The sequence below is a fragment of the Flavobacterium adhaerens genome (assembly GCF_040045115.1).
Lineage (GTDB): Bacteria > Bacteroidota > Bacteroidia > Flavobacteriales > Flavobacteriaceae > Flavobacterium > Flavobacterium adhaerens.
This window is the reverse complement of sequence record NZ_JBDLZX010000007.1, coordinates 94297-107982: the sequence shown is the minus strand read 5'-3', so window position 1 is coordinate 107982 and position 13686 is coordinate 94297. Positions and strand designations below refer to the sequence as shown.

The following is a 13686-nucleotide window of genomic DNA, read 5'->3' as shown; positions in this document are numbered from 1 at the left end:
TACGTTTTTATTTGCTAGCATTAAAACTTCACATTTATTTTTTCCGACATTAAATTGTCGTTTTCATAATATTCAAAAAACCATTGATTGTCTTTTAAGACCATTGCTCCTTGAATATTCCCTTTTATAGCCTGATACATAGAAGGATTAGATGTTTTATATGCTTTCATTACAACTTTTGGAGTACTGTCAACCAGTTGATATCCATTTTTTATTGGTTGAGCAAATAAAACTGTAGCATCTGGTTCTGTTGTGTTAGTAGGAACACTTGCAGTTGGAACTACTGGAACTGTTGCTGCAACTGCTGGAGCAACTAAAGCTGTACCATTATTAACCACCGTACCATCATATTTATACTCTAAAGCATAAACCGATTCAAAAGCTCTATTTAAAGCTTCTGAATAAGCTGCTTCATAATCTTTCTCTTTACTTTTCCCAACCTCAGACTTAAAGATCTCTTTATTATTACAATCTTTAAAAACGATAAACAATTTAGTCATCAAGAAAGCATTATCCTTAATAACTTCGACATTCAAAAGACCACATCGGTTATTATAATATTGTTGAGGAAGTTCTTCGTTAGCATAAAAAGCTACAAAACCAGCTTTCTTTAAATTAGATTTCGTAAGAGTACACATTCGATATTGATTATCACTCTTCATAAATTCGTATCTAAGAGGAATTATGACACCTGAATAATTATTGATTGATTGAGAAAAACCTAAACTTGTTACAAACAAGAATAGAAATAAAATTTTTGACTTCATGATTTATAAATATTTTTTAAGTTCTAATAAATGTGTTACCTGCTTAATATCTTCTCTAACTTTTACCTTTTTGTCGTTAAAAAAAATAGCATCCAACCCGGCGTTTAATGCTCCCTGTACATCGGCATCTAAACAATCACCAATCATAACACTATTTTCTCTTTTGGCATTGGCCAAATGTAAGGCATGCTCAAAAATAGTTGGATTGGGTTTCTTAACACCCGCCATTTCAGAATTGGTCACTGTTTTAAAAAATCCTCCTATATTCGAATTCTTTATTTTCTTATACTGTACATCAGCAAAACCATTGGTAATGATGTGCAATTTATACTTTTTTTCTAGATATTCCAGCAGTTCGACAGCTCCGTCAAACAAATAATTATTTTCGGGCAAAAGTTGTATGTATTCTTGGGCTATATTTTCGATTTGTGTATCGGTAACAAAATATTCTAAAGCATCAAATGTAAACTTAAGCCGATTGTATCTGAGCTGAATATGAGTAATTTCATCATTCTGATACAGTTTCCAACAGGCTTGATTGATAGGAATGTATTTTTCTATAAAATCAGAAACATTTAAAGCAGGATGATCTTTCTTTAAAATAGCAGTAAAAGCTAACTCAGAATTAGCATCAAAATCCCAAAGAGTGTGATCTAAATCAAAAAAGACATCGGTTATCGTATTAGACAACATAAGTAGTATTATTTAAAAATTCTTTTATCAAAAGGGAAATCAATTTGTTCTATAATTTTGATTTTAGAAAAATCGACATGATAGGGATTAATCAAAAAATTAAAATCTCCTTTGACAACAGCTGATGGTACTTTTAATACACAAGCTTCATTTCTTCTTATAAAATCATCTCCCAAAAGAGGTGTCTCAAAGGTACAAGGAAAAACATTCCAATCCATCCTAAGTTGGTTTAGATTTAACATTTCGACCATGATATCCTCTGGTATATCAATAGTCAGCATCACAAAATCGCTAGGCAATGTTGCTAATGATAAATGAACTAAAACTTCGGCCATAGCCAAAGCACGGCTCTGTGCCGTATAAATAACTTCGGTTCCTTTAGAATTCCAGCGTGCTCCTGAAATAGACGCACCTTTTCCGGACAATTCTATCGGATATTTTTTTCTTGCTAATCGAAAAACTTCCATTACACAAAAACGCCTTGGTCTATTTTATTTAATTCATTAACTACCATTTCTTTACCGTACGAATCTTTAAGTAATTCGATGGGTTGCAAATTTCCGAGCGCAAACAATGGTGTTTTTAACCAGAGATAAAATTGTTCTTCAGAATCAAAAACATTTATCCCTAATGAAGTTACTTCGGCCAACTCTAATATTTTTTCAGATTGCAATGGTTTGAAAATAAAATCCTCTTTGATTTTATTTCGTTGAAGTGACTTAGTCGAAATCCCTAAAAAAGAAGCCCAATCATCTTCGTTAAAAGGAGTTATCTCTTTTATTAAACGAAACAAATCATACGAAATTCCCTCACGAATGGCATGAATAATCAGCATCCTGTTTTTCAAAAAAGCTTCATATGTAATATTCTTATTTAAAAGTTTGTATCCACGCTCCTGCTCTACTCTATTCACTAAAGCTCTAACCGCTTTATCAATAGCATCTCCTGATTTAATTTTTGTAGCTTCCATAACTAAAGACATTTGACTGTAAATTTAAGACAAATGTCTTTAATAAAAAAATTAAATTTTACCTTCATCAACAAAACTATAATAACCTCTTTCAGCAACAATTATATGATCCAAAACTGGAATATCGAGTTCTTTTCCAGCATTTTTTAATTTTTGAGTTAACTGAATATCAGCGTCACTTGGCAGCAATTTTCCTGAAGGATGATTATGAGCGAGAATTATTGCTGTTGCGTTTTGCTCTAGAGCGATTTTAAAAACAATTCGAACATCAACCATAGTTCCAGTCAATCCTCCTTTACTCAATTGTGTCTTGAAAAGTACTTTATTGGAGTTATTCAAATACAAAACCCAAAATTCCTCATGAGGCAATTCGCCAATAATGGGTTGCATGATTTCAAAAACGGCTTTGCTAGAAGTTATTTTGTCAAGTTCGATTACTTCTTCATTTTTTCTTCTTCGACCAAGCTCAGTCGCTGCAATAATCGAAATGGCTTTGGCTTCGCCTATACCTTTAAAATTAGTCAATTGTGTTAATGATAATTTCCCTAGCGCATTCAAATTATTATCGACACTAGCCAAAATACGCTTACTCAAATCTACTGCCGACTCGTTTCGACTTCCTGAACCAATCAATATGGCGATTAATTCGGCATCGCTCAAAACACTTTTACCTTTGAGCATTAACTTTTCACGAGGTTTATCGTCCTCAGACCAATGTGTGATGGGAAAATTGGTTATATCCATTTGAATTCAATCTATTGTTAATCAATGCTAATCTACAATAAAAACAAGAAAAATCATTCAAAAATACTTTCGTTATTCAAAAAAATAGCCAATTAACAAATGCTAATTGGCTATTCCTTATTATTTAATTGCTTAAAACTACTCAATCAATCCTTTCACCTCATCAAAATTCAACCCTCCGTAATTCCCAGAACTCATTAATAAAAGTGCAGAATTATCAAGATTTAAATTGAAAAGATAGTCTTTGAACTCAGACGGATTGGTATAAATAATCAAATCTTCTCTATTGAATGCTTTGGCTATTTGCTCATAAGTCACTTCTTCCAATTGTTTGATTTTTACCGCATCTGGCGAATAGAAAACTACTGCAACATCAGCATTTTCAAGTGCTCCTTCGTATTCTTTCAAAAACTCGGCATTCAAACTACTGTAGGTATGTAATTCCAAACAAGCAACAACGGTACGCTCTGGATATTGTTCTTTGACCGCTTTGGTAGTTGCCGCCACTTTACTTGGTGAATGAGCAAAATCCTTGTAAGCTACTTTTCCTTTTCCTTCAGCAATTTTTTCCAAACGTTTAGAAGCTCCTTTGAAACTAGCGATTGCCTCATAAAAATCAGCTTCATCTACTCCCATGTTTTGGCAAATCCATTTGGCTCCAGCCAAATTATTCAAGTTATGTGCTCCAAAAACCTCAATTGGCATAGCACCTTCTGGAGTTTCTAGAAGCGTAACACCATCTTTTACTTCGTATTTTGGAGTGGTATAAGGAATTTTTCGAATTGGGTTGGTAGCTGCTTCTGCAACACGTTTTACCTCGGAATCGTCTTCATTGTACACCAAAATTCCGCCGTTAGTTATTTTGGCAATAAAAATTTCAAACTGTTCTACATAAAAATCATAAGTTGGGAAAACATTGATATGATCCCAGGCAATCCCAGAAATCAAGGCAATATTGGGTTGATACAAATGAAATTTCGGTCTTCTGTCAATTGGTGAAGATAAGTATTCATCACCTTCGAGAACCATAAAATCGTTTTCTTCGGTAAGATGAACCATTGTATCGAATCCTGCCAATTGAGCTCCTACCATATAATCAACTTCAATATTATGGTAATGCATTACATGTAAAACCATCGAAGTAATCGTTGTTTTTCCGTGAGAACCTCCAATAACCACTCGGGTTTTATTTTTGGACTGTTCGTATAAAAATTCGGGATACGAATAAATTTTGAGTCCTAATTCCTGGGCTTTCAAAAGTTCAGGATTATCGGCTTTGGCATGCATTCCTAGAATTATAGCATCAAGATCAGCTGTTATTTTTTCGGGAAACCAACCCAACTCGGCTGGCATTAAACCTTTCTTCTCTAATCTCGATTTTGAAGGTTCAAAAATAGCATCATCGCTTCCTGTAACCTGATATCCTTTGTTATGTAATGCTAATGCTAAATTGTGCATGGCGCTTCCGCCTATGGCGATGAAATGTGTTTTCATTTACTCTACTTTATATTTTTATTTTTGCCGCTTTTTCAGGCTGATTCATTTTATTTTTATACAAATTTGATAAGAACTGAGTTCCTTTTTTGGTACTTCCTACGGCTATAGCTTTTTTAAACTGCTCTTCTGCCAAACCATATCTTTCAAAATATTCTTCTAATTGTCCTCTTGATAAATACCCATCGACTGGGGATAATTTTAGTAATTCATTCGAAAACCGAATGGCTTTAGTTTCGCTACCACCAAAAATCCCTGGCAGGTACATATAATAATACATCAATCCCCAACGGGCTTCAATATGTTTTGGATTTAACTCTATTGCTTTTTCAAAAGATCTTCTAATTTCTCCAATCATCCCTAAAGCTTTCAACTTATTGGATTCTTTAGCTTTCATTCCTAAAACTGCTCCGTATTTAAAATAATCGTTGGCCTCCCAAGGTTTCAATGCTTTTTGCTTTTTATAATAAACAATCGCCTTGTCCCAAGCTTTATTGTAAGCATAAATGTTTGCTAAATACTCAATCGTTTGGAAGTGATTTGGATTGCTCTTTAAATAACTTTCAAAATAAGGTTGAGCCTGAGCATATTTCTTCTCATGGTAAAATTTTTCTCCCTTTTCAAAATTGGTCTGACCCAACATCAATAGCGGAAATAAAAGAAATATAATCAGTGATTTTTTCATTCTTCAAAAATAACAAAATGCTATAAGTAATAGTCATTATGATTAAAAAATAGTCTCTTGTCGGAAATTTATTTGTATTTTTCTACCTAAAAAAATAACCCGAGCATATAAATTTCTATCTATGAAAAATGCATTGTACTTATTACTCCTGATTTCAACTTCTTTTTACGCTCAAAACTATGAGAAAAACTGGAAGAAAGTAATCGAAAATGAAAATCTAGGCAAAATCAAATCGGCTAATGAATTGGTAACTAAAATCCATAAAAAAGCTGTAAAAAACAAAAACGAAGTCCAGCTCATAAAGTGTTTTTTCTATGAGTCAAAGTACAAACAAGTTTTAGATGAAAACGCAAAAAAATTGATTTTAACCGACTTGAAATCTCAAATTAATCAGGTATCAATTCCGTCTAAATCCATTTTGAACTTAATTTATGCTAAATGCTTGAATGATTACTATGAGGATTATTCAGAAGTTTTTGCAATTGTTGACACTGCTGTCGTTGCTGTTGATAGTGTAGCTGTTGACGAAAATGGCGTTGAAGTAGCAGTTGATTCTGTAGAAGTAGTTAATTTTAACAAAGAAGAGGAAGTTGTCAAAATATTTGCACAAACACTAGAAAACGAAGCCGTTCTAAAAGCAACTCCCCTAACCAATTACGAAGCTATTTTTGATTTTTTTACATTGGAAAAATTCAAAAAAGAAAATTTATACGATTGTTTATTAAAAGAAAACATTGCTTTTTATAAAAATAAAATTAACGAGTGGAATTTTGATCCCAGGGACTTTCAACAAAATAAATTAATCTATTTGGGTAACAGCAATGCTTTTGTAAAACTCAATCTTGATTCTATTAAAGATGAAAATCTAAAAAAAACACTTTCACTTTATCAAAAATTAGAATTGGATTCGCCAACTCTCGAAAACCAGTTGGAACGCATTTTATTTTGTTCAAAATACCTTATAAAATCGAATGACGACTTGTTAAACACTTTGATTATTTTAGAAAATCAAACCAAAGACAAAACGCAACTGCAAAAAATCCAATTGCAAAAAGCTATAGTTTACACCGAATTAGCCTCAAAAGAAGCCCATCCTGATTACAACATCAAATCAGTAGTCGAATTAGACAAAATCTTATCGGTCAAAAACGATTCGAATACCTACAAACTGGCACTTCAAAAAAAAGAAACTATTTTAAATAAACATATCAATGTACAGCTCCAAAAATTTGTTTACAATAACGAAAACACGAGAGCTTTGATACAATACAAGAGTGCAGATAATCTAACCGTTTCTTTCTATAAAATAAGTCACAAAACCGCAACCGATTTTGAAAAAGGAAATAAATTACAAGACAGCCTATCGACTCAAATTATAGCCAACAAAACCCCTTTGCAAACAAAAAAATATGCATTAATTGACAAAAAAGACTATTTTGAATACAGTACCGAAGTGATTTTACCACAACTAGAAATAGGTAGTTATTTGGTATATTTTGAAAGTGAAACCGATACTAAAAACAAAAAAGCTTTTGGTTATCAAATCATTACAATATCAAATATTTCGGTTTTGGCCAATACAAAAAATGAAACCGAATATTATACCGTTCTCGATAGAAAAACAGGAAAACCAATAAGCAGTGCAACATTAAAATCTAAAAATTTTCACATAAAGACCAATGCTCAAGGCTTGGCTACCTACACTAGAAAAAAAGAGGATACAAATTCTTATTACAACCCCATTACTATAACAACGAGTAACGATACCATAGTAATCAACAAAAATTATATTGCTTATGCTATTGATTATTCTGAAAAAGAGGAAGATGAAAACATCAAAGGTAAAGTAGAATTCTACTTAGACCGAGCGATTTACCGTCCTGGACAAACCGTTTATTACAAAGGAATTGCGATTCAGAAAAAGAATAACAAAACGAGTGTTGTACCTAATACTTCTTTCAAAATAAGCATACTAGATTCAGATTCAAACAACTTCAAAGAATTTGATGTTACCACAAATGAATTCGGTTCTTTTTCGGGAGAATTTATTTTACCTAAAACAGGTTTGACAAGCCAATTTACAATTGAAGCCGAAGAACCCGATGATTACAAGAACGATGGCACTTATAACAAAGAAAAAGACGATCATCCGTTTTGGGACAATGTTAATTTTGAATATTCTGAAATTGGATTTCAAGTAGAAGAATACAAACGTCCTAAGTTTGAAGTAGTTTTTGAACCGAAAAAAGAAAGTTATCAAATCAATCAATCTGTAACTGTAAAAGGTACTGCCAGGGCTTTTGCGGGAAGCAGTATTTCGGATGCCAAAGTAAAATATACCATCACCCGATTTACCAATTATTACCGAAATTTTTACGGTAATGTACAAGACGAAATTATAGCTACAAGTGAAACAAAAACAGATGCTTCAGGAAAATTTGCTATAGATTTCGTTGCTAAACCACCTGTAAACACAGATGAAAAACAACTACCCGTCTTCAATTACCGAGTAGATGCTAGTGTTACCGACATTAATGGAGAAACGCATACAGCACAAACCACAATCAAAGTGGGTTACCATGATTTGGTGCTTTCTGCTTCTGTTCCAAATAGCATTGAGACGAAAAATAAAAACGAAATCACACTAAATAGCACTAATCTCAACGGAGAATTTAAAGCTATTCAAGGTGAAGTAAAAATCTATTTTGTAAGTCCTTTTTCAAATAAATTCAAAAACAATCCTTTTTACACAATTCCCGAAATTAAAACTATTTCGGAGACTGATTTTGAGAAACTTTTCCCTTACGAAAACAACTATTATCAAACCATAGAAAAGTCAACAGAAACACTTGTTTTCTCTAAAAAAATAAACACCGAAAAAGACAAATCTTTAGTACTAGATTTTATCACAAATTACCAATCCGGAAATTATAAACTTGTTTTTACAGCCAAAGACAGTTTTGAAAATCCAATTGAAAATGTTACAACTTTTCAAATCAAACAAAGCAAAGACCTATACAATCCGAGTAAATTATTTACTGTAACTCAAATTAATGAGAATCCTCAAAAAGATGGATTTGTTTTACTCAAACTAACTTCGGCAATTCCTGAACTTTATATTCTGACGGATGCCTATTATCAAAGTAAAACTTTTTTTGAAGAATCGATACACTTGCAAAACAATCAAGCTACGGTTAAAATCCCTTTAAAAAAAGAATTTAAAAACAGCCTAACCATTGGATTCCAAAGCATTTTTGAAAATCAAACTTTTAGTGATCAAATTGAGATAACCCTAAAAACAATAACGTCAAGTTTAGATTGGAATGTTGAAAGTTTTAGAAATAAAATCCAACCAGGAAGCAGTGAAAATTGGTCATTTAAATTGAATGCAACCAATACCCAAAAAGAAGCCGAAATTTTGGCATCAATGTACGACAGCTCATTGGATCAATTTTCTACAAGAAATTGGCAAGCTTTAGATTTTTATGATTACCATGGTGGGGTGAATTACAGAACAAATTTAGGTTTTGATAATGCTTTTGCCTACCTAAGAAATCTAAACCCCGACACTCAACCTATTCAACTCCAAAATGAAGAAACTCAGTTAAAATGGTTTGGGTTTGATTTTAACAATAGTAGATATGGAGATTCTCTTGCTGTTACAACAGTTTATATTAAAGACAAAAAAGTAGGCTCTGAAAATGATGCTTTAAACGAAGTCGTAGTAGTTGGTTATGGTTCTATGAAGAAAGAAAGTCTTACTGCAGCGGCTATAACACTTCCTCCGCCTCCGCCACCTGCAAGTGCAGATAAAATGAAAGATGCAAAAATCAGAGGCAACTCCTCTATTCAAGGCGCTCCTTTATATGTTATCGATGGAGAAATTGCTACGGAAGCAACTTTCAAAATGCTAAATCCAGCCGATATTGTTTCTGTTGATGTTTTAAAAGAAGCTAATGCGACTGCTATTTACGGAAGTCAGGCGGCAAACGGCGTTATCATCATTACCAGCAAAAAAGGTTTAGAAGCCTTAACCCAAGTAAAAGCAAGAAAAAACCTTTCGGAAACCGCTTTCTTTTATCCTAATCTAAAAACCGATTCCAAAGGAAAAGTGAGTTTTAGTTTCACTTCTCCAGAAGCTTTGACCGCTTGGAAATTGCGTTTATTGTCACACAACAAAGAGGCCGTTAGCGGTTATCTCGAAAAAACGGTCCTGACCCAAAAAGAACTTATGATTCTGCCAAATTTCCCTCGATTTTTCAGAGAAAAAGATACTGTTGTGATTAGTGCCAAAATTTCGAACATGACAAATGAAGTCAAAACAGGAATCGCTTCGTTACAGTTTTTTGACGCTGTAACCATGCAACCCATTGATGCTAAAATGCTGAATGTAAAAAACATCAAAAACTTCACCATTCCAGCTCACGGAAACACCACTACAACTTGGTCAATCACAATTCCTGAAGGTTTGCAAGGTGTTCAATATAAAATTTTGGCAAAAGCTGGAAACTACTCTGATGGAGAAGAAAATATAGTACCAGTTTTGACCAACAATATGCTGGTTACCGAAAGTATTCCAATTTGGGTTCGCGAAAATTCAAAGAAAGAATACAGTTTTCAAAATCTGAAAAATAACAATTCGACTACTTTAAGAAACCATCTGTTTACGTTGGAATACACCTCAAATCCAACTTGGCTTGCCATTCAGTCTTTGCCGTATTTGATGGAGTACGAACACGAATGTGCCGAACAGACTTTTGCTCGTTTTTATGCCAATGCTCTAGCTTCGGAAATTATTTCGAGTAATTCAAAAATTGCTTCTGTATTTGAAGAATGGAGAAAAAACGGAAAATTGAATTCTAAATTAGAAGAAAACGAAGAACTGAAATCGATTATCCTTGCTGAAACACCTTGGCTAAGAGATGCACAAAGCGAGGACGAAAAAAAGAAAAACTTGGCGCTTTTATTCGATTTAGAAAAAATGAAAACTTCACAAGAAGCTACATTCCAAAAATTAAAACAAAAACAAAAATCGTCTGGAGGTTTCGCTTGGTTTGACGGAAGTGACGAAAGCGAATACATTACCCGACATATTTTGGCTGGTTTGGGGCATTTATCAAGATTGAATTCTAATGATGAAACTTTTGAAAAAATAGATGCAATTTCAGAAAAAGGAATTCCTTTTATTGATGGCAAATTTTTGGAATATTATAGAGAAAGAACCCAAAATCTAAAAACAGCAGATAAATTAATTTGGCCTAATCCGTATTCTGATTTGCATTATTTGTACACCAGAAGTTTTTATTTGAAAGATTATCCGCTTTCGGACACTTTGAAAAAAGCGACAAAAAGATATATCGAAACAGCCAAAAAAGACTGGTTGAATTATTCCGTCTATGAAAAAGGATTGGCAGCATTGACTTTATACCGCTTTGGCGAAAAAGAAGTTGCCAAAAAAATTATCGAAAGTCTGAAAGAAACTGCGTCCAATAACGAGGATTGGGGAATGTATTGGATTGCCAATAAATCGGGTTGGTTCTGGCATCAAGCCCCTATTGAAACTCAGGCGCTGTTAATTGAAGCTTTCGCCGAAATCAGCAACGACACAAAATCAGTTGATGCAATGAAAGTTTGGCTACTCAAAAACAAACAAACCAAAAACTGGCCAACTACAAAATCGACCACCGAAGCGGTTTATGCTTTATTAATGCAAGGCAATGATTGGCTGAGCGTAAAAGACAACACGGTTATCAAAATCGGAGACCAAAAAATCCTGACCAAAAAACTTTCGGAAAACGAAAAAGAAGCCGAAACGGGTTACCTCAAACTCAACTGGAAAACCGATGAAATCAAGAAAGAAATGGCAACTATTTCTATCGAAAACAAATCGAAAGTTCCTGGTTTTGGAGGAGCTTATTGGCAATATTTTGAAGATTTAGATAAAATAAAAAGCAACTCAAATGCCAATTTATCGGTTTCCAAAGAATTGTATATCAAGAACAGCACTTTAAAAGGCAACGAACTGCAAAAAATAACCTCAAAAAACCGTTTAAAAATTGGCGATTTAGTTACGGTGCGCTTAGTAATTTTTGCCAAAGAAGACATAGAATTTGTTCACCTGAAAGACATGCGTGCTTCTTGTTTTGAACCCGTTGATGTACTTTCGGGATACGAATACAAAGGAGGTTTAGGTTTTTATAAAAGTACCAAAGATGTGGCTACTCATTTCTTTTTTGACTACATCAACAAAGGAACTTATGTATTAGAATACGATATTCGAGTAAACAATACTGGAAATTTCTCCAACGGAATTACCACAATCCAAAGTATGTATGCGCCAGAATACAACAGTCATACCAAAGGGATTAGGGTAAAAACAATTCCATAAAAAAACTCAGAAAAATTGTCAGCCTTAAAAGCTGACAGTTTTTTTTATATACAAATAATACTAAAAACACATTGAGATAACATTATGCTTTTACTTTCGTAAAAACTTTTTATGAAAAGAAGAAGAAAAATTCCTCTAGTTGTTATAAGTGATATCCACCTTGGCACTTATGGTTGTCAGGCCAAAGAATTGTTACAATACTTAAAATCAATAAATCCTCAAACATTGGTTTTGAATGGCGATATTATCGATATGTGGAGTTTTACCAAACGCTATTTCCCAGCGACTCACATGAATGTTTTACGACAAATAATAAAAATGTCTAATCAAGGCACCCGTGTCATCTATATAACAGGAAATCACGACGAAGCTCTCCGAAAATATTCTGATTTTATTTTGGGAAATTTCGAGTTGGTCGATAAACTCATATTAGATTTGGATGGCAAAAAAACTTGGATTTTTCACGGCGATGTGTTCGATTCTACCACCCAAGGATACGCCAAAATAATTGCTAAACTAGGAGGAAAAGGGTATGACTTACTAATCCTAATCAACAGTTTAATCAATTGGTTTTTGGAACTTTTGGGCAAAGAAAAAAGAAGCTATTCTAAAATGATAAAAGATAGCGTAAAGAAAGCCGTTGCTTTTGTATCCAATTTTGAAACTACTGCTGCCGAAGTCGCTATAGAAAAGAAATACAGTTATGTTGTTTGTGGTCACATTCACAAACCCCAAATGAAGCAAATAGCAAACGAACACGGAAGCGTGATGTATCTTAATAGTGGCGATTGGATTGAAAACCTAACCGCTTTAGAATACAAAAAACAAAAATGGAGACTCTACCAATACAAAACTAATCATTATCAAGACTCCGAAATTCATGACGAAAAAGTAGTCAATGACATTGTCAATAAAATACTCTCTTAAAACCACAAGTGATGAAAATATTTTACGCAATTCAGGCAACAGGTAACGGTCATATCAGCAGAGCCACTCAGCTATATCCTTATCTACAAAAATATGGTGAAGTAGATTTTTTCCTTAGCGGTAACAATGCAACCCTCGATATCAATTTACCCATCAAGTTTAGAAGTGCTGGCTGCAGTTTGCATTACAGCAAATGTGGTGGTTTGAACTATTGGGATATTGTAAAAAATATCAAGCCCAATCAAATTTACAAAGATGCCAAATCGTTGCCTCTGAAAAATTACGATGTAATTATTAATGACTTTGATTCAATCACGGCATTGGCCTGCAAAATGCAAAAGGTACATTCGGTACAATTTGGTCATCAAGCCAGTTTTATTTCGGCCAACACACCAAGACCCGAAAGAAGAAGTTTAATGGGCGAAATGATTCTCAAACATTATGCTCCTTCACCCAAAAATATCGGTCTGCATTTTGACAAATACGATGACTTTATTTTTCCTCCTGTGATCAAAGATGAAATAGTAAATGCCAATCCCAAAAACAAAGGACACATCACAGTTTACCTCCCTTCGTTTCAACAAGATTGTTTAGAAAATGCTTTTAACAAGCTACCAAATTTAAAATTTCATTGGTTTTTAGATAGCATTACAACCAAACACACCGACAAAAACATCACTTACTATCCTATCAATCAATTATTATTTAATAAAAGTTTGATTAACTGTGAAGGAATAATTACCGGTGGTGGATTCGAAACTCCATCAGAAGCTTTATTTCTAGAAAAAAAGATATTGAGTATCCCCATTCGGGAACATTATGAGCAAGAATGCAACTCGGCAGCATTAAAAAAACTAGGGGTTCCAGTATTGTATGATGTAGGTAATGATTTTCATTTAATAATCGAAAACTGGCTGGAGTCTAAAACAAAATACCCAACCATGAAAGCCAACAATATTCCGGAAACTTTAGATTACCTCTTTGATACTTATCACGAAGATTTGGTATAAACCTAAGC

At 33.5% G+C, this 13686-nt stretch carries 10 protein-coding genes; 3 read left to right on the top strand and 7 right to left on the bottom strand.

Features of this window, described 5'->3' with window-relative positions; all coding sequences use genetic code 11:
- Positions 1–20: 20 nt before the first annotated feature.
- From ABEB18_RS11190 to ABEB18_RS11160, 7 genes are all read right to left on the bottom strand, one after another.
- Positions 21–767, bottom strand: coding sequence for a hypothetical protein (locus tag ABEB18_RS11190; RefSeq protein ID WP_348799398.1), 747 nt, complete (start codon positions 765–767; stop codon positions 21–23).
- 3 nt (positions 768–770) lie between these two features.
- Complete coding sequence (locus ABEB18_RS11185; RefSeq protein WP_348799397.1) at positions 771–1460, bottom strand: YjjG family noncanonical pyrimidine nucleotidase; 690 nt, start codon at positions 1458–1460, stop codon at positions 771–773.
- A gap of 8 nt (positions 1461–1468) precedes the next feature.
- The gene (locus ABEB18_RS11180) at positions 1469–1927 is read right to left on the bottom strand and encodes an RES family NAD+ phosphorylase (RefSeq protein WP_348799396.1); all 459 of its coding nucleotides are present in this window, start codon (positions 1925–1927) and stop codon (positions 1469–1471) included.
- A complete protein-coding gene (locus tag ABEB18_RS11175; RefSeq protein WP_348799395.1) occupies positions 1927–2442 on the bottom strand; it encodes an Xre family toxin-antitoxin system antitoxin in 516 nt (171 codons plus the stop codon). Before ABEB18_RS11175 ends, ABEB18_RS11180 begins: the two co-directional genes overlap by 1 nt.
- A 39-nt stretch (positions 2443–2481) precedes the next feature.
- Positions 2482–3174, bottom strand: a complete 693-nt coding sequence (gene radC / locus ABEB18_RS11170) for a RadC family protein (protein WP_348799394.1) — start codon at positions 3172–3174, stop codon at positions 2482–2484.
- A gap of 138 nt (positions 3175–3312) precedes the next feature.
- Positions 3313–4668, bottom strand: a complete 1356-nt coding sequence (locus tag ABEB18_RS11165) for a UDP-N-acetylmuramate--L-alanine ligase (protein WP_348799393.1) — start codon at positions 4666–4668, stop codon at positions 3313–3315.
- Positions 4669–4678: 10 nt separating this feature from the next.
- Positions 4679–5353, bottom strand: a complete 675-nt coding sequence (locus ABEB18_RS11160; protein ID WP_348799392.1) for a tetratricopeptide repeat protein — start codon at positions 5351–5353, stop codon at positions 4679–4681.
- Between the two features lie 121 nt (positions 5354–5474).
- Between ABEB18_RS11160 and ABEB18_RS11155 the strand changes: the two genes are divergently transcribed.
- The 3 genes from ABEB18_RS11155 to ABEB18_RS11145 all read left to right on the top strand — a co-directional run bounded on the left by ABEB18_RS11155 (position 5475) and on the right by ABEB18_RS11145 (position 13678).
- The gene (locus ABEB18_RS11155; protein WP_348799391.1) at positions 5475–11741 is read left to right on the top strand and encodes an alpha-2-macroglobulin family protein; all 6267 of its coding nucleotides are present in this window, start codon (positions 5475–5477) and stop codon (positions 11739–11741) included.
- Positions 11742–11852: 111 nt separating this feature from the next.
- Positions 11853–12668, top strand: a complete 816-nt coding sequence (locus ABEB18_RS11150) for a UDP-2,3-diacylglucosamine diphosphatase (protein WP_348799390.1) — start codon at positions 11853–11855, stop codon at positions 12666–12668.
- An 11-nt stretch (positions 12669–12679) separates the two neighbouring features.
- Complete coding sequence (locus ABEB18_RS11145) at positions 12680–13678, top strand: glycosyltransferase family protein (protein ID WP_348799389.1); 999 nt, start codon at positions 12680–12682, stop codon at positions 13676–13678.
- Positions 13679–13686 lie beyond the last annotated feature (8 nt).

Coding starts and splice junctions, on each gene's coding strand:
- ABEB18_RS11160 (WP_348799392.1), bottom strand. CDS start 5,353: ATGAAAAAATCACTGATTATATTTCTTTTATTTCCGCTATTGATGTTG.
- ABEB18_RS11190 (WP_348799398.1), bottom strand. CDS start 767: ATGAAGTCAAAAATTTTATTTCTATTCTTGTTTGTAACAAGTTTAGGT.
- ABEB18_RS11175 (WP_348799395.1), bottom strand. CDS start 2,442: ATGTCTTTAGTTATGGAAGCTACAAAAATTAAATCAGGAGATGCTATT.
- ABEB18_RS11150 (WP_348799390.1), top strand. CDS start 11,853: ATGAAAAGAAGAAGAAAAATTCCTCTAGTTGTTATAAGTGATATCCAC.
- ABEB18_RS11180 (WP_348799396.1), bottom strand. CDS start 1,927: ATGGAAGTTTTTCGATTAGCAAGAAAAAAATATCCGATAGAATTGTCC.
- ABEB18_RS11155 (WP_348799391.1), top strand. CDS start 5,475: ATGAAAAATGCATTGTACTTATTACTCCTGATTTCAACTTCTTTTTAC.
- ABEB18_RS11145 (WP_348799389.1), top strand. CDS start 12,680: ATGAAAATATTTTACGCAATTCAGGCAACAGGTAACGGTCATATCAGC.
- radC (WP_348799394.1), bottom strand. CDS start 3,174: ATGGATATAACCAATTTTCCCATCACACATTGGTCTGAGGACGATAAA.
- ABEB18_RS11165 (WP_348799393.1), bottom strand. CDS start 4,668: ATGAAAACACATTTCATCGCCATAGGCGGAAGCGCCATGCACAATTTA.
- ABEB18_RS11185 (WP_348799397.1), bottom strand. CDS start 1,460: ATGTTGTCTAATACGATAACCGATGTCTTTTTTGATTTAGATCACACT.